Here is a 26,905-nt window from a genome sequence, read left to right as displayed (position 1 = left end):
CGGGCGCGGTGAGCGGGTCGATCCGAGTGTGCCCAGTCCGCGCAAGCGTCGCGAGAGCGGCGATCCGGCGCGTGAGGTCGCGCTCGATGTGCTGCGGGCGGTGCGGGAGCGTGACGCCTACGCGAACCTGGTGCTGCCGAAGTTGTTGCGGGAGCGCAAGATCAGTGGGCGCGATGCCGCGTTCGCGACCGAGCTCACCTACGGTGCGTGCCGGTCGCAGGGGCAGCTCGATGCCGTGATCGCGGCGTGCGCGGGCAGGCCGGTGGCCGAGATCGACGGGCCGATCCTGGACATCCTGCGGCTCGGTGTCTACCAGTTGCTGCGCACCCGCACCGGCGCGCACGCCGCCGTCGACACCTCGGTCGACCTGGCCAGGGCCGAATTCGGCCAGGGCCGTGCCGGTTTCGTGAACGCCGTGCTGCGCCGGGCGGGGGAGCGGACGGCCGAGGAATGGGTGGCCGAGCTGGCACCCGCCGACCCGGTCGGCAGGCTCGCCTTCGAGTACGCGCACCCGACCTGGATCGCCCAGTCCTTCGCCGACGCGCTCGGCGCGCAGGCGGGCGAACTCGGTGACCTGCTGGCCGCCGACGACGAGCGCCCGGTGGTGCACCTGGTCGCCCGGCCCGGCGAGATCACCGCCGAGGAACTGTCCCTGGTCACCGGCGGTGAGGAGGGTCGCTGGTCCCCGTACGCGGTGTACCTCGACGGTGGCGATCCGGGGCAGCTGGAACCGGTGCGCGAGGGCATCGCCGCCGTGCAGGACGAGGGCAGCCAGCTGGTCGCCCTCGCGCTCACCCGCGCCCCGCTGACCGGCCCCGACCAGGGCCGCTGGCTGGATCTGTGCGCCGGTCCGGGCGGCAAGGCGGCCCTGCTGGGGGCGCTCGCCGCCATCGACCTGTTCACCGTCGACGCCGTCGAACCGGCCGAACACCGAGCCGACCTGGTGCGCAACTCCACCCGTGGCCTGCCCGTCACGGTGCACGTCGCCGACGGCCGCGACACCGGCCTGACCCCCGGCTACGACCGCATCCTCGTCGACGCCCCGTGCACCGGCCTGGGCGCCCTGCGCCGCCGCCCCGAATCCCGCTGGCGCCGCACTCCGGCCGACGTGCCGGAACTGGTGACCCTGCAGCGCGAACTCCTCACCGCCGCCTGGGATCTACTGCGCCCCGGCGGGGTGGTGGTCTACTCGACCTGTTCCCCGCACCTGGCCGAGACCGTCGGCGTCGTCGGCGATTTCGCCCGCCGCTGCGGTGCCGAACAGCTCGACACCCGCGAGTACCTGCCCGGCGTCACCGACCTCGGCGACGGCCCGTCGGCCCAGCTCTGGCCGCACCGCCACGGCACCGACGCCATGTTCCTCGCGGCCCTGCGCAAACCGGCGCACTAGCGCGCGAGCTCGTGCGTGGGGCAGGTGACATCCGTCCAAGCGCCTGCCCCACGCACGGGCGCAGAATCGAGGCATGGCGATGACATGGGAAGAAGTGGTGGCGGCGGCGACCGCACTGCCGGAGGTCGAAGAAGGCACCTGGTGGCGCACTCCCGGACTGAAAGTCGCGGGGAAGGGGTTCGCCCGGCTACGGGTCGAGGCGGAAGGCGGCCTGGCACTGCTGTGCGAACCGGCCGAGAAGCAGGCCCTGCTGGCCTCCGGCGACCCGGCGTTCTACACCACCGCGCACTACGACGGGCATCCGTTCATCCTGATCGACCTCACCGTGGTCGACCCGGTGCAGCTCGGCGAGCTGCTCGACAGTGCCTGGTGGCTGCGCGCTCCCGCGCGGCTGCGGCGCGAGCGGACCCGCGCGTAGGGACACCGTTGTCCCGGCGGCATCAGTCCCGCTCGGAGAGTTCCCGCAGGCGGGCAAGGGTTTTCGCGAGGATCCGGGAGACGTGCATCTGGGAGATGCCCAGCTGCGCGGCGATCTGGGTCTGCGTCATCGACTCGAAGAAACGCATGGTGAGGATGCGGCGTTCGCGTTCGGGTAACCCCGCCAGCAGCGGCCGCACCGCGATGTACTCCTCGACCCGGTCGAACTGGGCCTCCTCCTCGCCGAGGGTGTCCAGCAGCGAGGCGTCGTTGTCGCGGCCGACCGAGGCCGCGTCGATCGAGGTGGGCTGGTAGGCGTTGCCCGCGATGACGGCCTGGGTGACCTCGTCGGGATCGACCTCGAGCTCGGCCGCGATCTCCTTGGCCGTCGGCGCGCGGCCCAGCCGTTGCGAGAGCTGATCCACCGCCGATCCGATCCGCAGATGCGTCTCCTTGACCCGGCGCGGGACCCGCATCGCCCAGGTGTTGTCGCGGAAGTACCGCCGGACCTCACCCATGATGGTCGGCACCGCGAACGACAGGAAGTTCGAGCCGCGGCTCAGATCGAACCGGTCCACCGCGTGCACCAGACCCACCCGCGCGACCTGCGACAGATCGTCGAACGGCTCCCCGCGCCCGCTGAACTTGCGGGCGATGTGGTCGGCCAGCGGAATGCATCGGTTGATCAGCGCGTCCCGTGCGATCGCCTGCTCGACGCTGCCCGGTTCGGTCGCCGCCAGCCGTTCGAACAGCCCGCTGACGTCGTCGTAGCCCGAGACCGGTTCCACCGGCTCCTCGGCCGGGGTCTCGGCGGCCTCGTCGGTGGGTTTCGTCTCGGCGGGGTTGTCAGGTGTTTGCTGGTCGGGCTGGTCCTCGGTGTCGTTCTCGCCGTGCACTACGCCTTCCCCCGCACCCGACGGATTCGGACAGACGTCGGGAACCCGGCCACGGTCGCGTCGAATCCCTGCTGCTCGGCGGTCACTTCGTCGCTGAGCGTGCGCAGCACGTGCCAGCCGAAGCTGCGCTGATCGGGCATGCCCTCGGTGGCGGCGATCCCGTCGACGCGCACCCGCAGTTCGCTGTCGCCCACCAGGAATTCGCAGGTCAGGTGCGAATCGGGGGCGGCGATCGCGATCAGGGTCGAGCACACCTCGTCGACGGCCAGGCGCACATCGGCGACCTCGTCGAGGGTGAAATCACTGAGTAGGACCAGGGTTTCGGCCAGCCCGCGCAGGATGGGCAGCTGAGTCAGCGATGCTGCCACGCGAATCTCCACCGGGGCGCTGTGCAGCCCTTGTTCCGCCGAAATATTGGTCACCCTATGCAGGCTACCCACATCCCCACAGGGCAATCACCATTTGGTCGCTACACTTGCCCGCTGTGTCCACACCGACGTTCTCCCGTCCCGCCCAGCCGATGATCGCCCCGTCCATCCTGTCTGCGGACTTCGCGAATCTGGCCGCCGAGGCCGCCGCCGTCGAGGGGTCCGACTGGCTCCATGTCGACGTCATGGACGGCCATTTCGTGCCGAACCTCACACTGGGCCTGCCCGTGGTGCAGAGCCTGCTGAAGGCCACCGACATCCCGTTCGACTGCCACCTGATGATCGACGATCCGGGTCGCTGGGCCCCCGGCTACGCCGAGGCGGGCGCCTACAACGTCACCTTCCACGCCGAGGCCACCGACGACCCGATCGCGGTGGCCCGCGACATCCGGGCCGCGGGCGCCAAGGCCGGGCTGTCGGTGAAGCCGAACACCCCGATCGAGCCGTACCTGGAGATCCTGCGCGATTTCGACACCCTGCTGGTGATGAGCGTGGAACCCGGTTTCGGCGGGCAGTCGTTCATCGCGAGCGTGCTGGAGAAGGCGCGCATCGTGCGCAACCTCGTCGACGCGGGCGAACTGCGCCTGGTCGTGGAGATCGACGGTGGCATCAACACCGACACCATCGAGCAGGCCGCCGCCGCCGGCATCGACTGTTTCGTCGCCGGGTCGGCGGTCTACAACACCGCCGATCCCGGTGCCGCCGTGCAGACCCTGCGGAACATGGCGACGGCGGCCTGGCTGCGCTGACGCGCGAATTCGCTCACGGGGTGCGGGTTCTGGGGGTACCCAGGGCCCGCGCCGCCTCGATCACCGCGTCCAGCGGCGGGCGCCGGTCCTCGGCCGCGGGCGCCTGGACCCAGGTGCGGTAGCCGGTGCGCTCGTCGTCGGGCGAGGGCAGCACGATCCGGCTGCCGTGGCAGGCGACGGTGGCGTAGAGGCGGAACAGTTCGGCCGACTCGGTGGGGTCGAGGTCCTCCAGGTGGCACGGTCCGGTGAGGAAGGTCCAGCGGCGTGCCCGCGGGTGCGCGACGACCGGCCCGGCGACGCCCTCGGCCGTGAGCCGGGCGTGTACCCGCTCGCCCAGATCGCCGGGCATGGTGACCGCGCCGTGGTGCGCGCCGATCGGTAGCAGAATGCGCCGGGAATCGGGATCGATGGTCGCCGGAAGGTGGAATTCGCGCCGGTATCGGACGCACCGGATTTCCAGCGTGGAATCGACGATCGTGCTCACGCGGCACCCCCACATGTTTCGGAACTGGTGTGACCCACAGTGGTGACCGACTTCCTGGAGTGGTGGACTTTCTCTGGGTCGATCAGGCCGCCGACCAGCGCTTCAGGGCAAGTTGAACAGCTGGAATCGGTGACATAACAATCTTGCTTCAATGCCTCGGTGGGCGCAAGCATTCGAATCACCGTGTTTCGGGTCGATGACCGGCGGGTATTTCCAGGCTAAGGCCGCCGGAAAGAATTACCGGACCGGTTCGCCGAAAATTGGAAAGAACGTATTCCGTCGAGATCGTTTACGGCGGAATTTCGTCGTGTCGTCATGATTTCGATGCCCGTTCGATGCGCCCGCGTTCGCTTCCGGTGACCGTGGCGTGCACGCGGTCCGATTCGGCCCGGTCCGCTGCCGGGCCTCACCCGCCCCGCTACTAGGCTGTGCGACGAACGGGCGCCGCCGGGAATAGCGGTCGTCCGGCTGCTGTTGGGCCCGATGGGTACGAACCACGCGACACAGGGAGTCAGGCATGTTCACAGGGATCGTCGAAGAGCTGGGCGAGATCGTGGCCACCGAGCAGCTGGCCGACGCCGCCCGCTTGACGATCCGCGGCAAGCTGGTGACTTCCGATGCCGGACACGGGGATTCGATCGCCGTCAACGGTGTGTGCCTGACCGTGGTCGACGTGATCGACGGCGACAGCTTCACCGTCGACGTCATGGCCGAGACCCTGAACCGGTCCAGCATCGGCGCCCTGACCACCGGCTCCCGGGTCAACCTCGAGCGCGCCGCCGCCCTGAACAGCCGCCTCGGCGGGCATCTCGTGCAGGGCCACGTCGACGGCACCGGCACCGTCCTCGCGCGCACCCCCTCGGAGAACTGGGAGGTCGTGCGGATCTCGCTGCCCGACGCCATCGCCCGCTACGTGGTGGAGAAGGGCTCGATCACCGTCGACGGCGTCTCCCTCACCGTCTCCGGGCTCGGCCGCGACGACGAACCGGCCGCCGACAGCAACCGCGACTGGTTCGAGGTCTCCCTCATCCCGACCACCCTGGCCCTGACCGTGCTGGGCACCGCCCCGGTCGGCACCACCGTGAATCTCGAGGTCGACGTGATCGCCAAGTACGTCGAACGGCTGGCCCAGCGAGGGTGAGCGAACAGACGGCGGCCGGTCCTCGGAACCACGGACCGTGAGCCGTACTGTAGAAGTCGATACCATCCCCAAGGAGTTTCTCGGCCGCCTCGATCTGGACTGACCAGAGGGTGCGACGAAGGAGTACCCGGCGGGAGGGAAGATCGAGGCCCCCAGGGCCGAGAAACCCGCGGCCCCGGCCGCCAAGAATACGGAGCAAGCAGACGTGACCAGGTTGGACAGCATCGAGCGCGCGGTCGCCGATATCGCGGCCGGCAAGGCTGTTGTCGTCGTCGACGACGAGGACCGGGAAAACGAAGGCGATCTCATCTTCGCGGCCGAGAAGGCCACCCCGGAGCTGGTCGCGTTCATGATCCGCTACACCTCGGGTTACATCTGTGTGCCGCTCACCGGTGACGATTGCGACCGTCTCGGCCTGCCGCCCGCGTACGCGATGAACCAGGACAAGCACGGCACCGCCTACACCGTCTCCGTGGACGCCCGCGAGGGCATCACCACCGGTATCTCCGGCGCGGACCGTGCGGTCACCATGCGGCTGCTGGCCAGTGCCGAGGCCAAGGCCGACGAGTTCACCCGGCCCGGGCACGTGGTGCCGCTGCGTGCCAAGGACGGCGGCGTGCTGCGTCGTCCCGGCCACACCGAGGCCGCCGTGGACCTGGCCAGGATGGCCGGGCTGCGGCCCGCCGGCGTGATCTGCGAGATCGTCAGCCAGAAGGACGACGGGCACATGGCCCGCACCGACGAGCTGCGGGTCTTCGCCGACGAGCACGATCTGGCGATGATCTCGATCGCCGACATGATCGCCTGGCGCCGCAAGCACGAGAAGCACGTCACCCGGGTGGCCGAGGCGCGTATCCCCACCGCGCACGGCGACTTCAAGGCCGTCGGGTACCAGAGCGTCTTCGAGGAGGCCGAGCACGTCGCGCTGGTGCGCGGCGACATCGGCGACGGCGAGGACGTGCTGGTGCGCGTGCACTCGGAGTGCCTGACCGGTGACGTGTTCGGTTCGCTGCGCTGCGACTGCGGCCCGCAGCTCGACGCCGCGCTGGAGATGGTGGACCGTGAGGGCCGTGGCGTGGTGTTGTACATGCGCGGTCACGAGGGCCGTGGCATCGGCCTGATGCACAAGCTGCAGGCCTACCAGTTGCAGGACACCGGCCGCGACACCGTCGACGCCAACCTCGACCTCGGCCTGCCCGCCGACGCCCGCGACTACGGCACCGGCGCCCAGATCCTGGTGGATCTCGGCATCCGGTCCATGCGCCTGCTCACCAACAACCCGGCCAAGCGCGTCGGTCTCGACGGCTACGGGCTGCGGATCACCGAGCGGGTGCCGATGCCGTTGCGCGCCAATGCCGAGAACCTGCACTACCTGCGCACCAAGCGGGACCGGATGGGCCACGACCTGGTCGGCCTGGACGATCTCGATCTCGGCGAGACCGCGCAGTGATCTGTTCCGACTCCTCCGAAAGGCAGCAACGATGAGCGGCACCGGTGTCCCGTCCTTCGCGCTGGCACAGGCCAGAGACGTCAAGCTCGGCATCGTCGCCTCGCGCTGGCACACCGAGATCTGCGACACCCTGGTCGCCAACGCCGAACGGGTGGCGAAGGAAGCCGGTGTCGAGCAGGTGACCGTGGTGCGCTGCGCCGGGGCGATGGAGCTGCCGGTGGTGGCTCAGGAGCTGGCTCGCACGCACGACGCCGTCGTCGCGCTCGGTGTCGTGATCCGCGGTGGCACACCGCATTTCGAGTACGTGTGTGACGCGGTGACCGCCGGTCTGACCCGGGTGTCGCTCGACGCGGCCACTCCCGTCACCAATGGTGTGCTCACCACCAACGACGAGCAGCAGGCCCGTGACCGGGCCGGGCTGCCGGGGTCCTCGGAGGACAAGGGCGAGCAGGCTTGCGCCGCCGCTCTCGACGCCGCGCTCACCCTGCGCGCGCTGCGATCGGCGTGACCGTGCCGGTGGTGCGGACCTGGCGCCGGGGTGCGGGCGCACCGGGACCCGGGGCGGACTGGGAGTTCGAGGTGCGGCCCCGCCGGGCCGTCCGGACCGCCGTGGTCGTCGCGATCGTCATCGTCGTCGCCTTCACCGCCGGTGGCCTGCTGCTGCGCACCGGCTCGACCGGGGTGAACTTCCGGGTGGCCGATCAGGTCGCGATGATCCTGATCGGTGTGCTCGGTGCCGGTGCGGTGCTGCTGCTCACCCGGCCGCGGGTGCGCGCGGGCGCGCGGGGCGTGTCGGTGCGCAATATCCTCGGCGACCACGAATACCCGTGGGCCTATGTGCGCGGCGCGTCGTTCCCCGACCGCAAGTCCTGGGCCCGGCTCGAACTGGCCGACGACGACTACGTGCCCATGCTGGCCATCCGCTCCAACGACAAGGCGCACGCCGCCGACGCCATCGAGCGCCTGCGTGAACTGGGCGCCCACTACACCGCCGGGGACTGACCGCTAGCGGGTGTCGCCGAGCACCGCGCCCTCCCGGCGCGGGTCCGCGCCGCCGACCCAGCCGTCCGTGCCGTCCCGCTGAACGGCACTGAGCCCGCTGGACTGCGGCGCCACCGACACCTCGTGTCCCATCGCCCGCAACTGCTGGACCAGCGCGTCGTGGTCGCCGTTGTCGGAGGCGTCGACCGCGGGATGTTCGCCGCCGACCCCGGTGACCGGGGTATTGCCCGCGCCGAAGGACACCCCCGAGACCGCCTGCTGCGGATCGAGCTTCCAGTCGAGGATGTTGACCAGCGTCTTCACCACGAACTGGATGATCACCGCGCCGCCGGGCGAGCCGGTCACCAGGGCGAGCCCGCCGCGATTGCCCTGCTCGTCGCGATCGAACACCAGGGTGGGCGCCATCGAACTGCGCGGGCGCTTGCCCGGCTGCAGCCGGTTGGCGACGGGGATTCCGTCGGCGTCGACCGGGTCGGCCGCGAAGTCGGTGAGCTGGTTGTTGAGCAGGAACCCGTCGACGAAGTGGAACGAGCCGAACGCCGACTCGACGGTGGTGGTCATCGCCGCGGCATTGCCGTACTTGTCGACCACCGAGATGTGGCTGGTGCCGTGCTCGGGCGGCTGCGGACCGTTGCCCAGCGGCACCGGACCCAGATCACCCGGCTTCGCCGTGCCCATGCTGCGCTGCGGATCGATGAGGGTCGACCGTTGCTTCAGGTACTGCGGGTGCACCAGCGACAGCACCGAATTGCCCGGCAGCGGAACGAAATCCGGGTCGGCGACGTACTTGTTGCGGTCGGCGTAGGCCAGCCGCTCGGCCTCGGAGATCAAGTGCACCGCCCGCGCGTCGGGCACACCGCCGTCGGCGTCGATGTCGGCGGGGCGCAGCGCGGCCAGGTCGAAGTTGGCCAGGATGCCGAGGGTCGCCGCCACCGTGGTGCCGCCGGAGGACGGTGCGGGCATCCCGCACAGCTCGTAGGCGCGGTAGCCGGTGCACAGCGCGGTGCGCTTCTTCGCCTCGTAGTTCGCCAGATCGGTGGTGGTGAGCAGGCTCGGGGTCCGCCCGCCCGCCGTGCTGCCGGCCGACTCGACGATGGCCTGGGCGATCGCGCCGGTGTAGAAGGCCCCGGCGCCGTCGGTGGCGACCGCGCCCAGCGTCTTGGCCAGTGCGGGATTGGTGAGTACGGTGCCCGCTTTCTTGGGGGCGCCGTCGGTTTCGAGGAAGTAGCCGCGCGCGCCCTCGTCGGCGGCGAGGTCGCGCGCCGATTCGGCGATCTGGCCCGCCAGCCGGGGGCTGATCTCGAAACCGTTGTCGGCCAGCTGGATCGCCGGATCGAACAGTTCCTTCCAGGCGGTCGAGCCGTGCTCGCGATGGGCGAGTTCGAGCATGCGCAGCACGCCGGGGACACCGATCGAGCGGCCGCTGGCACGGGTGTTCGGTGCCGGTTCGGTGCGGTCGGTGTCGCTGACCCAGCGCAGATAGTTCTCGGTCGCGGCGGCGGGTGCGGTCTCGCGGCCGTCGTAGGCCTCGACCGTGCGGGTGGCGGCGTCGTAGTGGACCAGGAACGCGCCGCCGCCCAGCCCGGAGGCCTGCGGTTCGACCAGCCCGAGCATCGCCTGGGCGGTGACCAGCGCGTCGGTGGCCGTGCCGCCCGCGCGCAGCACCCGGCAGGCGGCCTCGGTGGCCAGCGGATTGGCTGTGGACACGGCGTAGGTGCTGGTCCGCACGGCGGTCATGCCGGAGCGGTAGCCCGAGGCGATCTCGGGTTCGAGGCTGAGGTTCTGCGAGGTCGCCGGGCCCGAGGTCGCCGGCGCCGCCGTGACCGGGGTGCCGTTCGGGGTGCTCGCGCACTCGGCGGCGGCGGTGTCGCCGGACCCGCAACCCGTGAGCAGGCCCATCGTGAGGACTCCGGCCGCCGCGGCCCCGATCCACGTCTGTCGCCTTGGCGTCATCCTGGCAGCGTAACGCTTTCCGGGCCGCGACCGGCCGGTTCTCGCTACCCTGACCAGATGGCGGTGGACGCGGTGCTGTTCGACTTCTCCGGCACGATCTTCCGGCTGGAGGAGGACCGGAGCTGGGCCGACGAACTCGTCGACGACGGCGGCACCCTCTTCGACGTGGCCGCCAAAGCCGAAGTGCTGCGCCGGATGACGGCCCCGGTCGAGCAGTTCATGACCTTCGACGCCGTGGGCCAGCACGCCTGGGACCATCGCGACCTGGACCCCGCGCTGCACCGGCACGCCTACCTCGAGGTGCTGCGCGGTTCCGGTGTCCCCGAGACCCAGGCTGCCCGGCTCTACGAGCGGCTCATCGACCCGCTCGCCTGGACGCCGTACCCCGACACCGGTGCCGTGCTGAAATCACTGTCGGCCCAGGGCATTCCGGTGGGCGTCGTCAGCAATATCGCCTTCGACATCCGCCCCGCCTTCACCCGGCACGGCTGGGACGACCTGATCGGCGCGATGACCCTGTCCTACGAGATCGGCGCCGTCAAACCCGACGCGCGCATCTTCCGCGACGCCATCGACCGCCTCGGCGCCGATCCCGCGCGGGTACTCATGGTCGGGGACAGCGCCGAGGCCGACGGCGGCGCCACCGCGCTCGGCGCGCGCTTCGCCCTCGTCGACCCGCTCCCCACCGCCGACCGGCCACGCGCCCTCATCGACGCGCTCACCACCCACGGCATCGTCACCACCGGCTGAGCGCACCCGGCGGCGGGGCAGTAGGGGTTCAGCGCTGCCGGGTGAACCAGGTGCGTGCCGAGGGCCGCAGCAGCAGCGCGGCGATCGCGCCATTGGCGACGATCCCGACCGCACCCGGCGGCAGCCCGGTCAGGATGCCGGTGCACGACACCAGCGCGCCGAGCGCCGCGACACCCACCGCGGCCTGCCGGACCCGGTCGCCACCGCGCCCGAACAGCAGGATCAGCGGCACCAGCGCGAAGGTCGGCAGATATCCCGCGAGCAACGGGACGAGCGAGTCGGCGGTGCCCAAGGCCAGCGTGATCGCGATCAGCACCACCCCGACGGCGGCGGAGACCCCGGCGATGACCCGGGCGCCGCGCACCGTGCCGGGCGGCAGCCAGGGCGGTGGGGCGTCGTCGTCGAAGTCGGCGGCGGGCGGCGGTACTACCGGGGAGGTCATCGGACGTCCTTTCCGTGCGGTCCGGAGCGCGCCCCGGATCGGAATCCGGACATTTACGGTACACGGGCCCGTCCGCTCGGCTCGATGGGTTCTGTCGGACGGGGTCGATAGTCTTGACGAGTGGCAGATCCCGCGACGTACCGGCCGGCGCCGGGCACCATTCCCGTCGAACCCGGTGTCTACAAGTTTCGGGACGCACACGGGCGGGTCATCTACGTCGGCAAGGCCAAGAGCCTGCGCAGCAGACTGAACTCCTACTTCGCCGATGTGCTGTCCCTGCACCCGCGCACCAAGCAGATGGTGACCACCGCCGCCGCCGTCGAGTGGACCGTGGTCTCCACCGAGGTGGAGGCGCTGCAGCTCGAGTACAACTGGATCAAGGAATTCGATCCGCGCTTCAACGTCCGCTACCGCGACGACAAGACCTACCCGGTCCTGGCGGTGACGCTGAACGAGGAGTACCCGCGGCTGTTCGTCTACCGCGGCGCCCGCAAGAAGGGCGTGCGCTACTTCGGCCCCTACGCCCACGCCTGGGCCATCCGCGAAACCCTCGACCTGCTGCTGCGGGTGTTCCCCGCGCGCACCTGCTCCAACGGAGTCTTCAAGCGGCACAGCCAGATCGGGCGCCCCTGCCTGCTCGGCTACATCGACAAGTGCTCGGCGCCGTGCGTCGGCCGGGTCGACGCCGCCGAGCACCGGCAGATCGTCGACGACTTCTGCGACTTCCTCTCCGGCAGGACCGACAAGATGGTGCGTGCGCTGGAACGGCGCATGCACGAAGCCGCCGACGACCTGGACTTCGAGACCGCGGCCCGCCTGCGCGACGACGTCCAGGCTCTGCGCCGGGCACTGGAGAAGCAGGCCGTGGTGCTCGGCACCGGCACCGACGCCGATGTCATCGCCTTCGCCACCGACGAGCTCGAGGCCGCGGTGCAGATCTTCCACGTCCGCGACGGCCGGGTGCGTGGCCAGCGCGGCTGGGTGGTCGACAAATCCGGTGACGCGCTCGACGTCGCCGAATCGGGCACCGAACTGGCCGCGCTGGTCGAACAGTTCCTCACCCAGTTCTACGGCGAGCAGGCCGCCCTGGCCGAGCAGAACACCGAGAGCGACGCCGTGGTGGTGGTCCCGCGCGAGGTGCTCGTCCCGGAACTGCCCGCCGACGCCACCGAGATCCAGGATTGGCTCAGCGAGCTGCGCGGTGCCGCGGTCTCGCTGCGCGTGCCCCAGCGCGGCGACAAGAAGGCCCTGGCCGAGACCGTCCAGCGCAACGCGGGCGAGGCCCTGGCGCAGCACAAGCTCAAGCGCGCGGGCGACCTCACCTCCAGATCGCAAGCGCTGCAGGACATCCAGGACGCGCTCGAACTCGACAGCGCGCCGCTGCGGATCGAATGCGTCGACATCAGCCACGTCCAGGGCACCGACGTGGTCGCCTCGCTGGTGGTCTTCGAGGACGGCCTGGCCCGCAAGTCCGACTACCGCCACTACGCCATCAAGGAGGCCGCGGGCGATGGCCGCTCCGACGACGTCGCCAGCATCGCCGAGGTGACACGCCGCCGTTTCGCCCGCCTCGCTCGCGACCGGCAGCAGCCCGTCGACGTCGAACCCGACGAGACCGAGGAACCCGCCTCACGCCCCGGCATCGACCCGACCACCGGCAGACCGCGCCGCTTTGCCTATCCGCCGAACCTCTACGTCGTCGACGGCGGCGCACCCCAGGTCGCCGCGGCCGCCGAGGTACTCGACGAGCTCGGCATCACCGATGTCGCGGTGATCGGCCTGGCCAAGCGCTTGGAGGAGGTGTGGGTTCCCGGCGAGGCCGATCCGGTGATCATGCCGCGCAACAGCGAGGCCCTCTACCTGCTGCAACGCGTGCGCGACGAGGCCCACCGCTTCGCCATCACCTTCCACCGCAGCAAGCGCTCCCGGCGGATGACGGCCTCGGCGCTGGACTCGGTGCGCGGGCTCGGCGAGGCCAGGCGCACCGCGCTGGTCACCCACTTCGGCTCGGTCGCGCGGATAAAGGACGCGACTGTCGACGAGATCACATCGGTGCCCGGCATCGGGGTCTCCACCGCGAAAGCGGTGCTCGAAGCGCTCAATTCCCCGTAGCCGGGCCGGGCGCACCACCGTCACGCAATATTGCGAGTGCCGTACGTTGTGTGTCTGCGCCCGATACCCGAACCGGTGCGGGATGATCGAAAGGCACCCAGAAACGGATCCGGTAGGACATGACACGCGTCGAATCGAACAACAGCTCGGCGGCACCCGGACAGACCGGGCCGGTCACCGACACACAGCAACCAGTAGAAGTGGTCATCGTGACCGGCTTGTCCGGCGCGGGCCGCGGCACCGCCGCGCGGGTATTGGAGGATCTCGGCTGGTACGTGACCGACAACCTACCGCCCGAACTGATCGGGCGGATGATCGAGCTCGGCGCCGCGGCAGACCCGCCGATCCGGCGGCTGGCCCTGGTGATGGACGTGCGCAGCCGGTTCTTCACCGGTGAGCTGTCCGGTGTCACCGAGCAGTTGCGCGCGGCGGGCATCCGCACACGTGTGCTGTTCCTCGAGGCCTCCGACGACGTGCTGATCCGGCGCTTCGGGTTCGCCAGGCGCAGGCATCCGCTGCAGAGCGACAGCCCCGACGGCACGCTCTCGGCCGGTATCACCGCCGAGCGGGTCCGGCTCTCGTCGGTCAAGGCCGCCGCCGACCTGGTCATCGACACCACCGAGCTCTCGATCCACCAGCTGCACCGCAAGCTGGAGGAGGCCTACGGGGCTGGCGCGCCAGCGGCACTGCAACTGACGGTGCAATCGTTCGGCTTCAAGTACGGTGTTCCCCTCGACGCCGACATGGTGCTGGACGTGCGATTTCTGCCCAATCCGCATTGGATTCCCGAACTGCGGGAACACACCGGACAGGAATCGATGGTCAGCGACTACGTGTTGTCGAGGCCGGGCGCGCAGGACTACCTGCGCACCGGCGAGCACCTGGTCGACCTGACCACGACGGGATACCGCCAAGAGGGGAAGCGATACATGACGGTGGCAGTGGGCTGCACCGGCGGTAGGCATCGCAGCGTCGCGATCGCCGAGGCGCTCGGCGAGCGCATCGGCGACGACACCGCACACACGGCGGTCGACGTCGTGCGCGTGGTCCATCGGGATCTGGGGCGCGAATGAGTGGAGACGACACCGACCCAGCCGTCGTCGCGCTGGGCGGCGGACACGGGCTGTACGCGACACTGACCGCGGTGCGCAGGCTGACCAGGCAGATCACCGCCGTGGTCACCGTCGCCGACGACGGCGGGTCGTCGGGCAGGCTGCGCGGCGAACTCGGCATGCTCCCACCCGGTGACCTGCGGATGGCGCTCGCCGCGCTGTCCGAGGACACCGACGGGGTCTGGACCACCACCGTGCAGCACCGCTTCGGCGGCACCGGCGCGCTGGCCGGGCACTCGGTGGGCAATCTGATCCTGGCCGGGCTCACCGATGTCCTCGGTGACCCGGTCGCCGCGCTGGACGCGGTGGGTTCGCTGCTGCGGATCACCGGCCGGGTGTTGCCGATGTCGCCGATTCCGCTCGACATCGAGGCCGAAGTGTCCGGGCTGGAATCGGATCCACGGATCGGCCGGTGCGTGCGCGGTCAGGTTGCGGTGGCCACCACGCCGGGTAAGGTCCGGCGGGTGCGGCTGATTCCGTCCGATCCGCCTGCCGGTCCGGAGGCCACCGCGGCCATCGAGCACGCGGATGTCGTTGTGCTGGGCCCGGGTTCGTGGTTCACCAGCGTCATCCCGCATGTCCTGGTGCCGCAGCTGCGGGACGCGTTGGTGCGCACCGCGGCGCGCAAGGTACTCGTACTGAATCTGGCCGCGGAGCCGGGGGAGACCGCCGGCTTTTCCGCGGAGCGTCATCTGCATGTATTGTCCCAGCACGCAGCGGATTTCGCGGTCGATGACGTGCTTGTCGACTCGGCGTCGGTGCCCGAGGGGCGGCAACGGGAACATGTGGCAAGAGCCGCCGAACAGTTGCGTGCACGGGTAACGTTCTGCGATGTCGCCGAGCCGGGAACGGATCGGCATCATCCCGGAAAACTTGCCGCCGCACTGGATCAGGTGATCCGGTCGCCGCGGCCGCAACTGGCAGGGCTTCGAGTCGAGGGACGGCACACGGGATCGGGTGTGCGTTCCGGGTCGGTGGGAAAGGAGCGCGTCTCGTGGCGATGACAGCCGAGGTGAAGGACGAGCTGAGCAGGCTCGTGGTGTCGCAGGTCAGCTCGCGCAAAGCGGAGTTGTCGGCGTTGCTGCGGTTCGCCGGTGGCCTGCACATCGTGGGGGGCCGGGTGATCGTGGAAGCCGAAGTGGACATGGGGTCCATCGCGCGGCGACTGCGCCGGGAGATCTTCGAGCTCTACGGTTACGGCTCCGATGTGCACGTGCTGGGTGCGGGCGGGTTGCGCAAGACCTCCCGTTACGTGGTGCGGGTGTCGAAGGAGGGCGAGGCGCTGGCGCGCCAGACCGGCCTGCTCGACGTGCGCGGCAGGCCGGTGCGCGGACTACCCGCCCAGGTGGTCGGCGGCAGCATCGGTGACGCCGAAGCCGCCTGGCGTGGCGCGTTTCTGGCGCACGGATCGCTCACCGAGCCGGGACGGTCCTCGGCCCTCGAGGTGAGTTGCCCCGGTCCGGAGGCGGCGCTGGCGCTGGTCGGCGCGGCGCGGCGGCTCGGGATCACCGCCAAGGCCCGCGAGGTGCGCGGCACCGACCGGGTGGTGGTGCGCGATGGCGAGGCCATCGGCGCCCTGCTCACCCGGATGGGCGCCCAGGACACGCGTCTGACCTGGGAGGAACGGCGGATGCGCCGCGAGGTGCGCGCCACCGCCAACCGGCTGGCCAACTTCGACGACGCCAACCTGCGCCGCTCGGCACGCGCGGCCGTCGCCGCCGCGGCCAGGGTGGAGCGGGCGCTCGAGATCCTGGCCGACGACGTGCCCGACCATCTCGCCGCGGCGGGCAAGCTGCGTGTGCAGCACCGGCAGGCCTCGCTCGAGGAGCTCGGTCAGCTCGCCGACCCGCCGATGACCAAGGACGCGGTCGCGGGCCGCATCCGGCGGCTGCTGTCGATGGCCGATCGCCGGGCCAAGGACCTCGGCATCCCCGACACCGAGTCGGCGGTGACCGCGGAACTTCTCGACGACGCGTAACAGCCGTATTCGCCACTGGCTGTGGCGAATACGACGTTTGGGGCAGAGCGGTCATGCACGATCGCTCTGCCCTTTACTCTGGGTGGTCCATAGGCAGCTGGCGGTCCTCACGCAGCTCGGTTCTGCTGACGTGAACGGCCAGGTGGCTACTAGTCTGGGAACGGTCGGAACGAATCCGCTACAGGTGAGGAGCGACAAGTGACTGTCCGGGTAGGTATCAACGGCTTCGGCCGGATCGGCCGGAATTTCTTCCGCGCCGTGGAAGCCCTGAAAACTGTCGGCGAGACCGACATCGAAATCGTCGCGGTCAACGACCTCACCGACATCAACACCCTCGCCACGCTGCTGAAATACGACTCCATCCTGGGTCGGCTGCCCCAGCAGGTCTCCGTCGACGGTGACACCATCGTCGTGGGCGAGCAGCGCATCAAGGCCCTGGCCATCAAGGAAGGCCCGTCCGCGCTGCCCTGGGCGGACCTGAACGTGGACGTGGTCGTGGAGTCCACCGGCATCTTCACCGCCGCGGAGAAGGCCAAGGGTCACCTGTCCGCGGGCGCCAAGAAGGTCATCATCTCCGCGCCGGCCACCGGCGACGACATCACCATCGTCATGGGCGTCAACGACGACAAGTACGACGGCACCCAGAACATCATCTCCAACGCCTCCTGCACCACCAACTGTCTCGGCCCGATCGCCAAGGTCCTCAACGACGCCTTCGGCATCGAGCAGGGCCTGATGACCACCGTCCACGCCTACACCCAGGACCAGAACCTGCAGGACGCGCCGCACAAGGACCTGCGCCGCGCCCGCGCCGCCGCCCTGAACATCGTGCCCACCGGCACCGGCGCGGCCAAGGCGATCGGCCTGGTGCTGCCCGAACTACAGGGCAAACTCGACGGCTACGCGCTGCGCGTTCCGGTACCGACCGGTTCGGTCACCGACCTCACCGCTACGCTGTCCAGGCCGGTTACTGTCGAGGAGGTCAACGCCGCGATGAAGGCTGCCGCCGACGGGGCGATGCAGGGAATCCTCAAGTACAACGAGGACCCGATCGTCTCCAGTGACATCGTCACCGACCCGCACTCGTCCATCTACGACGCGCCGCTGACCAAGGTCATCGGCAACGAAGTCAAGGTGGTGTCGTGGTACGACAACGAGTGGGGATACTCCAACCGCCTGGCCAACCTTGTCGATCTCGTGGGTAAGTCTCTCTGAAAATATGACTGTCAAAACACTCCAAGACCTCCTGTCCGACGGCGTCGAAGGCCGTGGCGTCCTCGTGCGCTCCGACCTCAACGTGCCGCTCGACGAGCAGGGACAGATCACCGATCCGGGCCGCATCATCGCCTCGGTGCCCACCATCCAGGCGCTGGTCGAGGCCGGCGCCAAGGTGGTCGTGATGGCCCATCTCGGCCGTCCGAAGGGCGAGCCCGACCCGAAGTTCTCGCTGGCCCCCGTGGCCGCGAAACTCGCCGAACTGCTGGGCCGCAATGTCCAGCTCGCCGGTGACGTGGTGGGCTACGACGCGCTCTCGCGTTCGGAGGGCCTCACCGACGGTGACGTGCTGCTGCTCGAGAACGTGCGCTTCGACCCGCGCGAGACCAGCAAGGACGAGGGGGAGCGGGCCAAGCTGGCCGCCGCCTTCGTCGAGCTGGTCGGCGACGACGGCGCCTTCGTCTCCGACGGCTTCGGTGTGGTGCACCGCAAGCAGGCCTCGGTCTACGACGTGGCCCAGCAGCTCCCGCACTACGCGGGCACGCTGGTCGCCGCCGAGGTCGACGTGCTGCGCAAGCTCACCGAGGACCCGGCCCGCCCGTACGCGGTGGTGCTCGGCGGCTCCAAGGTCTCCGACAAGCTCGCCGTGATCGAGGCGCTGGCCCCCAAGGTCGACACCCTGGTCATCGGTGGCGGCATGTGCTTCACCTTCCTTGCCGCCCAGGGCCTTTCGGTGGGCACCTCGCTGCTGCAGGAGGAGATGATCGACACCTGCAAGGGTCTGCTCGAGCGCTTCGGCGACGTGCTGCACCTGCCCGTCGACATCGTCGCGGCCGACAAGTTCGCCGCCGACGCCGAGTCGAAGACCGTCGCGTCCACCGAGATCCCCGACGGCTGGATGGGTCTGGACATCGGCCCCGAGTCGGTGGCCCGGTTCTCCGCGCTGCTCACCGAGGCCAAGACCGTGTTCTGGAACGGCCCGATGGGCGTGTTCGAGTTCGAGAAGTTCGCCGACGGCACCCGCGGCGTCGCCGAGGCCATCGTGACCGCCACCGGTAAGGGCGCGTTCACGGTCGTCGGCGGTGGCGACTCGGCCGCGGCCGTGCGCACCCTGGGCCTGCCCGAGGACGGTTTCTCGCACATCTCCACCGGTGGTGGCGCGTCCCTGGAATACCTGGAAGGCAAAGAGCTGCCCGGTATTTCGGTACTGGAGGCCTGAGCCATGGCCGCACGCAAGCCGCTCATCGCGGGCAACTGGAAGATGAACCTCAACCACCTCGAGGCCATCGCGCTGGTGCAGAAGGTGGCCTTCGCGCTGCCGGACAAGTACTTCGCGAAGGTCGACGTGGCGGTCATCCCGCCGTTCACCGACATCCGTAGCGTGCAGTCGCTGATCGAGGGCGACAAGCTCCTGCTCACCTACGGTGCGCAGGACGTGTCGACCCACGAGTCCGGTGCCTACACCGGCGAGGTCAGCGCGGCCATGCTGGCCAAGCTCGGCTGCACCTTCGTGGTGGTCGGGCACTCGGAGCGCAGGCAGTACCACAGCGAGGACGACGCGACCGTGCTGGCCAAGGCCAAGCAGGCGCTGAAGCACGGGATCACTCCGATCGTGTGCATCGGTGAGGGTCTGGGCGTGCGCGAGGCGGGCACGCACGTCGAGTACAACCTCGAGCAGCTGCGCGGTTCGCTGAAGGGGCTCTCGGCCGAGGAGATCGCGAAGGTCGTCATCGCCTACGAGCCCGTGTGGGCCATCGGCACCGGCAAGGTCGCCTCGGCCGCCGACGCGCAGGAAGTGTGCGGCGCGATCCGTGGCGAGCTGGAGAAGCTGGCCTCGCCGGAGGTCGCCGCGGGCGTGCGCGTGCTCTACGGCGGGTCGGTCAACGCCAAGAACGTCGGCGAGCTGGTCGGCCAGACCGACATCGACGGCGCGCTGGTGGGCGGTGCCTCGCTCAAGGGTGACGAGTTCGCCACCCTCTCGGCGATCGCCGCGGGCGGCCCGCTGCCCTGATCGGGTATCGAACGCCGAAGGGCCGGACACCGCGAATCGGTGTCCGGCCCTTCGTTTTCCGCGACTACTGGGCGCGCAGGACCAGGCCGTAGCCGTTGTCGTTGCGCAGCGTGAGCTGATCGGCGTCGATGGTGGCGGTGGTGCGGCCGTCGAGCGCCTGCAGAACGTTCTGCTCGACCTCCATCACGTCGGGCGCGCACATCATCCGGGTGGTGGCCACGGCGAAGTTCACCGCGTCGCCCGGGCCAACACCCGCGGTCCCGGTGATGCGGTTGCAGCCCGCCATCCCGGCGACGGTGCCGCCCTCGCCGATGGTCAGATTCGGGCTCACCTCGTCGAGCACGGTCGAGCGGATCTGTCCCTCCGGGGTGAGCATGGTGGTGACGATCCAGGTGGTGCCCAGCAGCGGCCGGTCCGGGTCGACCACCTTCTTGTCGGTGAGGTGCACGGTGACGGTCTCGCCGGTCAGCGTCAGCCGGTCACCGTCGAGGCGCCAGCGCGGGCCGGATTCCAGGAACGAGTTCTGCCAGGTGTCGGCGCGTTCGCGGCCGCCCGCGCAGGCCATCAGCGTGCCCGCCAGCGGGGAGGTGCGCAGGAGGTGATCGCTCAGGTCGACGGTGCCGCTGCTGGTGTTGCAGCCGGAGTTCGCCGAGATGCGCCCGTCGGCGAAGGTGAGTGTCATCGGGCCGCCGCCGGGGATGGTGTCGCCGTCGACCTCGGTGGAGACATAGGTGTGGCCCATCGGGGTCGCGGTGTCGTCGGTGGTGTCCCCGGAATCGGCGGACGAACACGCGGTGGCCGCGGTGGCGGCCAGCACACACAGCGCGGCGAAGCGGAGCAGGGTTGCCGACATGTGCGCCATCGTACGTGCCGGGTCGTCGTGATCCGGGGAGCGACGAGAGCGCGAGCAGCCGCGGCGACGGCGGTTTTCGCGCACTGTGCGCCGAATCCATCGCCGGATCTCCCGGCGACGCCGCCGTCGCCGCAGCGGTGACGGTGTGGTCGCCGGGGATATGCTCGGCGGGTGACCAGCGCGCCCGTGAAGCCGATTTCCACCTGGGCGCCGCTGCGTTCGCCGGTGTACCGGGCGTTGTGGATCGCCCAGCTCGTGTCGAATCTGGGCACGTGGATGCAGACCGTCGGCGCGCAGTGGATCCTGGTCGACCAGCCCAACGCGGCGGCGCTGGTGTCGTTCGTGCAGACCGCGCTCGCGTTGCCGGTGATGTTGCTGTCGATCCCGTCCGGCGTGCTCGCCGACCTCGTCGACCGGCGCAGACTGCTGCTCGGCGCCCAGACCGGGATGGCTCTGGCCTCGCTCACCCTCACCGTCTTCACCGCCACCGGGCACACCACCCCGGCCGTGCTGCTCACGCTGCTGTTCCTGCTCGGCTGCGGCCAGGCGCTCACCGCCCCGGCCTGGCAGGCGATCCAGCCGGAGCTGGTCCCGCGCGAGCAGATCCCGTCGGCCGCCGCGCTGGGCAGCATGAGCGTGAATATCGGTCGCGCGGTTGGGCCCGCCGTGGCCGGGGTGATCGTCGCGGTCGCCGGGCCGACGGTGGTGTTCGCCTTCAACACGCTGTCGTTCGTCGGCATCGTCGCGGTGCTGCTGGTGTCGACCTGGCAGACCAGCCCGCACACCCTGCCCAGCGAGCGCCCGCTGGCCGCCCTCCAGGCAGGCACCCGCTTCATCCGCGCCGCGCCCGCGATCCGGCGGGTGCTGTTCCGCGCGATCCTGTTCATCGCCCCCGCCAGCGCGGTGTGGTCGCTGCTGCCGGTGATCGCGCACGACCGCCTCGGCCTGGCCTCCGACGGTTACGGCCTGCTGCTCGGCGCGCTCGGCCTCGGCGCGGTCTGCGGCGCGCTGGGTTTGTCGCGGCTGCGGGTGCTGTTCACCCCGACCCAGCGGCTCGCGCTGGCCGCCGTGTTGTTCGGGATGGGCGCGGTCGCCACCGCCCTGGTGCACAACGTGGTCATCGTGGTGATCCTGCTGGTCGGCGCGGGCCTGGCCTGGCTGCTGGCCATGGCGACGCTGAACTCCACCATGCAGCTGCTGCTGCCGGCCTGGGTGCGCGCCCGCGGCCTGTCGGTCTACATGCTGGTGTTCATGGGCGGCCAGGCCATCGGCTCACTGCTGTGGGGCCTGGTCGCCGGCGCCTACGGTGCCGTCACCGCCCTGCTCGTCGCGGCGGGACTGCTGGCCTGCTGCGCGGTGAGCACGATGTGGTGGCCGATCCGGCACAACGTCGAGGACATCGACCTCTCACCCGCCGCCTTCTGGCCCGAACCGCAGCTGGTGGTCGAACCCGATGCCGCCGACGGGCCCGTCCTGGTCATGCGCGGCTACGACGTGCCGCCCGCCGAGGTGCCCGGCTTCACCGCCGCCATGGCCATGGTCGGGCGCTCCCGGCAGCGGACCGGCGCCATGGAATGGCGGCTCTACCGCGACGTCGGCGTGGTCGACCGCTATGTCGAGGCGTTCGTGGTGCGCTCCTGGGCCGAGCACATGCATCAGCACCAGGTGCGCCTGACCGCCCGCGACCGGGAGATCGAGGAGACCGTCGCCCACTATTCGGCGGGCCCCGACACCGTCTCCCACCTGGTCGCGGTCGAGCCTGGTTAGACCAGTCGGCCGCAGACCACCTAGGATGAACGCCATGTCGCTGTTCCTCGATATCCTCCTTGTGATCACCAGCGTGCTGTTGGTGCTGCTGGTGCTGCTGCACCGCGCCAAGGGCGGCGGCCTGTCCAGCCTCTTCGGTGGCGGCGTCCAGTCGAGCCTGTCGGGCTCCACGGTTGTCGAGAAGAACCTCGACCGCATCACCATCTTCGTCGGCCTGGTCTGGCTCATCGCGATCCTCGGCATCGGCCTGGAGATCAAGTTCGGCTGATCACGCCGCATTCCCCCTTTTTTCGCGCCCTACCGGCTGTTTTCGTGCAGTCGGTAGGGTGTCGTCATGAGTGGTGGGGGATTGATTCCGGATGTCGTCGACGCGGACACCGAGCGGCGCCCGACGTGGTGGACGGTTGTCTCGTGGGTGATCGTCGCGCTGGTCGCGGTGTGCTGTCTCGCCTTCCTGTGGGCCGTGCTCAGCCGGGGCGACTGGCTCGACCGGGGTCTCGTTCTGGCCCTGCTCGGTCTGGTGTGGGCGGTATGGACCATCGCGGGGTGGGTCGCCGATCGGGCCGGACGTGTCAGCCTGCTCGCACCCCTGCTCGCGGTGCTCACGCTCGGCGCGGCCTGGAGCGGACTGCCGCAGCGTCTCGGTTGGATGCTGTCGGAATCGGCATTCGAACAGGCCGCCCGCACCTGCGCGGCCGACGACGGTGACCGCCGGATCGGCGTCATCGAGGTCAGCACGATCTCCGCGGCCGACGACGGCTGCCTCCTGTGGGTGCCGCACATGGGCCTCGTCGGCCCGGCAGGCTTCGCCTACATGCCGAACGGGGAACCGCCCGTGCGCACCGGCGAGTACGAGGCGAAGTACACGCACCACGAAGGGCCGTGGTATCGCTTCCGGTACTGACCTCAGCCGAGTAGCCGCCGCGCCGCACCCGCGATCGCGCTTTCGCTCAGCAAGACGGTCTCGGCGGCGGGCCCGAGCGGCACGAAGCTGTCCTCACTGGTGACCCGGGCGAGCGTGCCGGAATACCCCGCGTCGATCAACGCCGCGAACACCGACTCGGAAACCCCACCGCTGCGGCGTGTTTCGTCGGCCACCAGCACCCGGCCCGTGGCTCCGGCATGACGGATCAGATCATCGACCGGCAGCGGATTCAGCCAGCGCAGATCGAGCACCCGCACGTGAATCCCTTCCGCGACAAGCCGATCCGCGGTGCGCAGACTCATCGGCACCCCGTTGCCGAAGGTGACGATCGTCAGATCCGTACCCTCTCCGTAGACACGAGCACTCCCGATCGGCACATGCTCCGTATTCGGCGCGGCCACCCACGATTCGTCCCCCGGATGCAGATCCCGCGTGTGATACAGCGCGATCGGCTCGACGAACAGACACACCCGCCCATCCACCCGCGCCGCCGACACACACGTCCGCAACATCGCCGCCGCATCGTCGGCCCGCGCGGGCACGGCCACCACCACCCCGGGGATATCACGCAGTGCCGCAAGGGAATCGTCATTGTGGAAATGCCCGCCGAATCCCTTCTGATACGCCAGCCCCGCGATCCGCACCACCATCGGATTACAGAACTGCCCGTTCGAGAAGAACGGCAACGTCGCCGCCTCACCCCGAATCTGATCGGCCGCATTGTGCACATACGCGAGGTACTGGATCTCCGGGACCGGCACGAATCCGGCGAGCGCGGTGCCGAGCGCTGTCCCCAGGACGGCCTGCTCATCCAGCAAGGTGTCGAAGACCCGCCGCGAACCGAACCGCTTACGCAGCCCCTTCGTGACCCCGTAGACCCCGCCTTTGCGTCCGACGTCCTCGCCGAAGACGAGCACATCGGGGTCGCGCTCGAGGAGGTCGGCAAGGGTGTGGTTGATCGCCTGGGCGAGGGTCATCGGGTCGGATCGGTTGTCGGCTGGTGCGGGGGTATTGCCGGGGTCCACCGTCGTCCCGGCTCCGGCTCCGGCTCCGGCTCCGGCTCCGGCTCCGGCTCCGGCTCCGGCTCCGGCTCCGGCTCCGGCTCCGGCTCCGGCTCCGGCGGTGGCCCCCGCCTCGGTCGCTGTGGCGGCCTTGGCCTCGGTGACGGACCCGGCGCTGGTCGTGTCGTCAGGCACTGACTGCCCGGCAGTCCCTGCTCGTGCGTTGCGGGGACCTCCGCGTCGCAGGACGTCCGCGCGGACCGCCTCCGGGTGTGCCGGTGCGAGCGGCGCGATCACCGCGGCAGCGGAGTCGAGTCGCGACTCGTGAACCACCTGATCGGCGACCTCCCGCACCCGAGCACCGACCCGGTCATACCGCGCGAGAAGCCCAGCCGCATCGGCGATCCCCGCCGAGATCAGGTACCGCGCGGTGCCGAGCAGCGGATCATGGGCGAGATCAGCGGCGATCTCGCACGGACGCCGATAGGAGGCTTCGACATCGGACCCCGCATGCCCACCGAGCCGCACCATCCGCAGATGCAGAAACACCGGCCTCCGCCAGGTCCGCACCAACGCGACCGCGTCCTCGGCCGCACCGAGCACATCGGGCAGATCGGTCCCGTCAGCCGCCAGATAGGTGAGTCCGGGACGCGGACCGTAAGCGCGTTCGATCCACTCCGGCGGCGTCGGCACACTGATCCCCAGCCCGTTGTCCTCACAGACGAACAGCACCGGCATCGGCACCCCCTGCTGCGAGGCGTGCACAGCGGCATTGATCGCCCCCGCGGCGGTCGAATGATTCGCCGAGGCGTCCCCGAAACTGCACACCACCACCGCATCCGCCGGCCACCGACACGAAACCCCCAGCCGCGCAGCCCGATCCAGCGCGAACGCCAACCCGACCGCCCGCGGCAGATGCGAAGCGATGGTCGAGGTCTGCGGAATGATCGACGCGTCCCGACTCCCGAACACCTTGTGCCGCCCACCGGAAATCGGATCCGCCGCGGCCGCCACCACCCCCAACAGCACATCACGGACCGGATCCACCCCCGCGATCTGCCCGCACCGCTGCACGAAGAACGCCCCCGACCGGTAGTGCAACAGCGCGGGATCATCCACCCGCAACGCCGCCGCCACCGCCGCATTCCCCTCGTGCCCCGACGACCCGATGCTGTAGAACCCCTGCCGCGCCACCCCCAACCGCCGCGCCGCCAGATCCAGATGCCTGCTGGTGACCTGCGAATCGAACAGCTCCAGCCCGAACGCCGCATCGATCGCGTCCGCGGCGTCGACCGGGCTCGGCGCGGGTAGTCCGGCCAGCGCGGCCCGGAACACCGCATCGAGATCGAGCCCACCCCGCACCGCTTCGCCCATCGCTCACTCCTCGCCTGCCGCCGAGTCGTCGTGCCGAGAAACCGATGCTAATGCCGGATACGCGTCGCACCCCGCAGACTCAACTGCCACCCATGACATCGAGTACTTCCGGCGCCGCGAAGAACCGCTGCCGCCCCCGGGTCACCTCGACGAGAATGTCCGCGGCGACCAACTTCTCGACATTCGCCGTCGCCGCACGATGGGTGACCCCCAGCGCCGCCTTGGCGATATTGATGCTGATCACCGGCGACCGGAACAACTCGTCCACCAGCACCGGCAACAGCCCGGACGACCGTGCCGTGGCGACCCGGGCGCGCAGGTCCGAGCGCAACGCATCGAGCCGCACCGCCCTGGCCAGGCTGTCGCGCGCCTGCCGCTCGATCACCTCCAGAAAGAATTCGAACCACCCATGCCAATCACCCTCGGTCGAAACCCGCAGCAAGCCCTCGTAATAACGGTCGCGGCGCGGCTCGATGTACGAGGAGAGGTCCAGGAGCGGGGCAGGCAACAACCCCCACTCCACGAGCAGCAGCACGGCGAGCAGCCGTCCGATCCTGCCGTTGCCGTCGATGAAGGGATGCAGCGCCTCGAACTGATAGTGCGCCGCCGCGATGGCCAGCAGCGGTGGCAGTTCTCCATCGGCATGCAGGTACTTCTCGAACGAATCCAACCCCGGCCACAACTGTTCGACTGGAGGGGGTACGTAGGTGGCGGTCGAGATCGTGGAACCCGGTGGGCCGATCCAGTTCTGGCTGCGCCGGAACTCACCCGGGGTGGCATGGCCGCCACGCACTCCGGTCATCAGGATCCGATGCGCTTCGCGCAGCAGCGGCAGGCTCAGCGGGAGCCGGCGATCCTTGTCGAGCAGGTGGTCCATGGCGCTCATGTAGTTGAACACCTCCTGCACGTCACCGGCGGGTTTGGCGGGTCGCTCGGCCTCGTACATCGCGACATCGGACAATGACGCAACCGTGCCCTCGATCCGGCTCGACAGCACGGCCTCCCGTCGCACCAGCGCCCGCCCGAACAACTCGGGGCTGGGCAGACTGCGCCCGAGCCCCGCCAGCTCACCGACCGCGCGATCCGCGGTCGACAGCTGGCGGATCAGCGAGGGCGCCAGCGCGACCATCGGAGGCAACGGCGGCGGGACGAACGCCTGGTACCCGCGCTCCGCCCGCACCACATTCGCCCGCTGAGCAGGGGAGAAGTCCTCGAGTTCCATCCGCCGCCACCTTCGTGATCCGATGAGTGATACTTTTTCGACGAAAAGTATCACTCATGGAGTGTAGTGATACTTGGCTAGCATTGCCATGGAATAGTGCTACTTTACGGCCGAAAAGTAGCACTATTGACGGAGGCGCAGACTCGCGCTCTCAACGGGGATAGCCGACCGCCGTGCGGTGGTCTCCAGGCCGACCCCGTCGGCACTCGCCCGGGAGGGCGGGTAGGGTCCGA

General features: G+C 69.8%; 26 protein-coding genes. 18 read left to right on the top strand and 8 right to left on the bottom strand.

Translation table 11 applies throughout. The annotated features are described in order from the left end of the window. Nucleotides 1-28 precede the first annotated feature (28 nt). Nucleotides 29-1,390, top strand: a complete 1,362-nt coding sequence (locus ACWEMY_RS09550) for an RsmB/NOP family class I SAM-dependent RNA methyltransferase (protein WP_452389667.1) — start codon at nt 29-31, stop codon at nt 1,388-1,390. A 73-nt stretch (nt 1,391-1,463) separates the two neighbouring features. Further along, on the top strand, nt 1,464-1,808 hold the full coding sequence (locus ACWEMY_RS09545; protein WP_452389623.1) for an MmcQ/YjbR family DNA-binding protein: 345 nt from the start codon (nt 1,464-1,466) through the stop codon (nt 1,806-1,808). Between the two features lie 22 nt (nt 1,809-1,830). Here the strand turns inward: ACWEMY_RS09545 and ACWEMY_RS09540 are convergent, their stop codons facing one another. Both ACWEMY_RS09540 and ACWEMY_RS09535 read right to left on the bottom strand, forming a co-directional pair. Further along, nucleotides 1,831-2,703, bottom strand: a complete 873-nt coding sequence (locus tag ACWEMY_RS09540) for a SigB/SigF/SigG family RNA polymerase sigma factor (RefSeq protein ID WP_375928706.1) — start codon at nt 2,701-2,703, stop codon at nt 1,831-1,833. After that, on the bottom strand, nt 2,703-3,071 hold the full coding sequence (locus ACWEMY_RS09535; RefSeq protein WP_452389622.1) for an anti-sigma factor: 369 nt from the start codon (nt 3,069-3,071) through the stop codon (nt 2,703-2,705). Before ACWEMY_RS09535 ends, ACWEMY_RS09540 begins: the two co-directional genes overlap by 1 nt. Nucleotides 3,072-3,223: 152 nt before the next feature. Between ACWEMY_RS09535 and rpe the strand changes: the two genes are divergently transcribed. Continuing rightward, nucleotides 3,224-3,880, top strand: coding sequence for a ribulose-phosphate 3-epimerase (rpe, locus tag ACWEMY_RS09530; protein ID WP_375935248.1), 657 nt, complete (start codon nt 3,224-3,226; stop codon nt 3,878-3,880). A 13-nt stretch (nt 3,881-3,893) separates the two neighbouring features. Here the strand turns inward: rpe and ACWEMY_RS09525 are convergent, their stop codons facing one another. Beyond that, entirely contained in the window at nt 3,894-4,364 is a 471-nt protein-coding gene (locus ACWEMY_RS09525; protein WP_375928702.1) for a hypothetical protein, read from the bottom strand. Between the two features lie 517 nt (nt 4,365-4,881). Between ACWEMY_RS09525 and ACWEMY_RS09520 the strand changes: the two genes are divergently transcribed. The 4 genes from ACWEMY_RS09520 to ACWEMY_RS09505 all read left to right on the top strand — a co-directional run bounded on the left by ACWEMY_RS09520 (nt 4,882) and on the right by ACWEMY_RS09505 (nt 7,957). Then, nucleotides 4,882-5,505 carry a riboflavin synthase gene (locus ACWEMY_RS09520; RefSeq protein WP_452389621.1) on the top strand — a complete coding sequence of 208 codons (624 nt, stop codon included), beginning with the start codon at nt 4,882-4,884 and terminating at the stop codon, nt 5,503-5,505. A gap of 205 nt (nt 5,506-5,710) precedes the next feature. Then, nucleotides 5,711-6,955: a bifunctional 3,4-dihydroxy-2-butanone-4-phosphate synthase/GTP cyclohydrolase II gene (locus tag ACWEMY_RS09515; protein ID WP_336083983.1), complete on the top strand. Its 1,245-nt coding sequence runs from the start codon at nt 5,711-5,713 to the stop codon at nt 6,953-6,955. 31 nt (nt 6,956-6,986) lie between these two features. Continuing rightward, entirely contained in the window at nt 6,987-7,463 is a 477-nt protein-coding gene (gene ribH / locus ACWEMY_RS09510; protein WP_375928697.1) for a 6,7-dimethyl-8-ribityllumazine synthase, read from the top strand. Between the two features lie 2 nt (nt 7,464-7,465). Continuing rightward, nucleotides 7,466-7,957 (top strand): PH domain-containing protein, encoded by a 492-nt coding sequence (locus tag ACWEMY_RS09505; RefSeq protein WP_452389666.1) that lies wholly within the window; start codon nt 7,466-7,468, stop codon nt 7,955-7,957. A gap of 3 nt (nt 7,958-7,960) precedes the next feature. On the opposite strand, the gene ggt is transcribed toward ACWEMY_RS09505, so the two are convergent. Continuing rightward, on the bottom strand, nt 7,961-9,910 hold the full coding sequence (gene ggt, locus ACWEMY_RS09500) for a gamma-glutamyltransferase (RefSeq protein WP_452389620.1): 1,950 nt from the start codon (nt 9,908-9,910) through the stop codon (nt 7,961-7,963). A 57-nt stretch (nt 9,911-9,967) separates the two neighbouring features. Between ggt and ACWEMY_RS09495 the strand changes: the two genes are divergently transcribed. Next, nucleotides 9,968-10,660 (top strand): HAD family hydrolase, encoded by a 693-nt coding sequence (locus tag ACWEMY_RS09495; protein ID WP_452389619.1) that lies wholly within the window; start codon nt 9,968-9,970, stop codon nt 10,658-10,660. 28 nt (nt 10,661-10,688) lie between these two features. Here the strand turns inward: ACWEMY_RS09495 and ACWEMY_RS09490 are convergent, their stop codons facing one another. Then, the gene (locus ACWEMY_RS09490) at nt 10,689-11,102 is read right to left on the bottom strand and encodes a hypothetical protein (RefSeq protein WP_452389618.1); all 414 of its coding nucleotides are present in this window, start codon (nt 11,100-11,102) and stop codon (nt 10,689-10,691) included. 120 nt (nt 11,103-11,222) lie between these two features. Between ACWEMY_RS09490 and uvrC the strand changes: the two genes are divergently transcribed. From uvrC to tpiA, 7 genes are all read left to right on the top strand, one after another. Next, nucleotides 11,223-13,214 (top strand): excinuclease ABC subunit UvrC, encoded by a 1,992-nt coding sequence (gene uvrC / locus ACWEMY_RS09485; RefSeq protein ID WP_452389617.1) that lies wholly within the window; start codon nt 11,223-11,225, stop codon nt 13,212-13,214. A 119-nt stretch (nt 13,215-13,333) separates the two neighbouring features. Next, on the top strand, nt 13,334-14,287 hold the full coding sequence (rapZ, locus tag ACWEMY_RS09480) for an RNase adapter RapZ (protein ID WP_452389616.1): 954 nt from the start codon (nt 13,334-13,336) through the stop codon (nt 14,285-14,287). Next, a complete protein-coding gene (locus ACWEMY_RS09475; RefSeq protein ID WP_452389615.1) occupies nt 14,284-15,330 on the top strand; it encodes a gluconeogenesis factor YvcK family protein in 1,047 nt (348 codons plus the stop codon). Before rapZ ends, ACWEMY_RS09475 begins: the two co-directional genes overlap by 4 nt. Continuing rightward, a complete protein-coding gene (whiA, locus tag ACWEMY_RS09470; protein WP_278264272.1) occupies nt 15,321-16,304 on the top strand; it encodes a DNA-binding protein WhiA in 984 nt (327 codons plus the stop codon). Before ACWEMY_RS09475 ends, whiA begins: the two co-directional genes overlap by 10 nt. Nucleotides 16,305-16,502: 198 nt before the next feature. Further along, nucleotides 16,503-17,519 (top strand): type I glyceraldehyde-3-phosphate dehydrogenase, encoded by a 1,017-nt coding sequence (gene gap, locus ACWEMY_RS09465; protein WP_375928682.1) that lies wholly within the window; start codon nt 16,503-16,505, stop codon nt 17,517-17,519. Between the two features lie 4 nt (nt 17,520-17,523). Next, nucleotides 17,524-18,738, top strand: a complete 1,215-nt coding sequence (locus tag ACWEMY_RS09460) for a phosphoglycerate kinase (protein WP_452389614.1) — start codon at nt 17,524-17,526, stop codon at nt 18,736-18,738. A gap of 3 nt (nt 18,739-18,741) precedes the next feature. Next, complete coding sequence (tpiA, locus tag ACWEMY_RS09455; RefSeq protein WP_375928678.1) at nt 18,742-19,530, top strand: triose-phosphate isomerase; 789 nt, start codon at nt 18,742-18,744, stop codon at nt 19,528-19,530. Nucleotides 19,531-19,594: 64 nt separating this feature from the next. Here tpiA and ACWEMY_RS09450 read toward each other — a convergent pair whose 3' ends face one another. After that, the gene (locus tag ACWEMY_RS09450) at nt 19,595-20,383 is read right to left on the bottom strand and encodes an META domain-containing protein (protein ID WP_452389613.1); all 789 of its coding nucleotides are present in this window, start codon (nt 20,381-20,383) and stop codon (nt 19,595-19,597) included. 171 nt (nt 20,384-20,554) lie between these two features. Between ACWEMY_RS09450 and ACWEMY_RS09445 the strand changes: the two genes are divergently transcribed. The 3 genes from ACWEMY_RS09445 (at nt 20,555) to ACWEMY_RS09435 (ending at nt 23,054) form a co-directional block, all read left to right on the top strand. Continuing rightward, a complete protein-coding gene (locus tag ACWEMY_RS09445; RefSeq protein ID WP_375928674.1) occupies nt 20,555-22,150 on the top strand; it encodes an MFS transporter in 1,596 nt (531 codons plus the stop codon). Nucleotides 22,151-22,184: 34 nt separating this feature from the next. Then, the gene (gene secG, locus ACWEMY_RS09440; protein ID WP_278264278.1) at nt 22,185-22,418 is read left to right on the top strand and encodes a preprotein translocase subunit SecG; all 234 of its coding nucleotides are present in this window, start codon (nt 22,185-22,187) and stop codon (nt 22,416-22,418) included. Nucleotides 22,419-22,484: 66 nt separating this feature from the next. Then, nucleotides 22,485-23,054 (top strand): hypothetical protein, encoded by a 570-nt coding sequence (locus ACWEMY_RS09435; protein WP_452389612.1) that lies wholly within the window; start codon nt 22,485-22,487, stop codon nt 23,052-23,054. Between the two features lie 2 nt (nt 23,055-23,056). Here ACWEMY_RS09435 and ACWEMY_RS09430 read toward each other — a convergent pair whose 3' ends face one another. Continuing rightward, complete coding sequence (locus ACWEMY_RS09430; protein WP_452389611.1) at nt 23,057-25,450, bottom strand: thiamine pyrophosphate-dependent enzyme; 2,394 nt, start codon at nt 25,448-25,450, stop codon at nt 23,057-23,059. A 79-nt stretch (nt 25,451-25,529) separates the two neighbouring features. After that, the gene (locus ACWEMY_RS09425; protein WP_452389610.1) at nt 25,530-26,672 is read right to left on the bottom strand and encodes a Fic family protein; all 1,143 of its coding nucleotides are present in this window, start codon (nt 26,670-26,672) and stop codon (nt 25,530-25,532) included. Between the last annotated feature and the right edge of the window lie 233 nt (nt 26,673-26,905).

It is taken from the genome of Nocardia sp. NPDC004415 (genome assembly GCF_053602435.1).
Note: the sequence above shows the minus strand (reverse complement) of the source record. Positions and strands in the feature narration are given on the sequence as shown.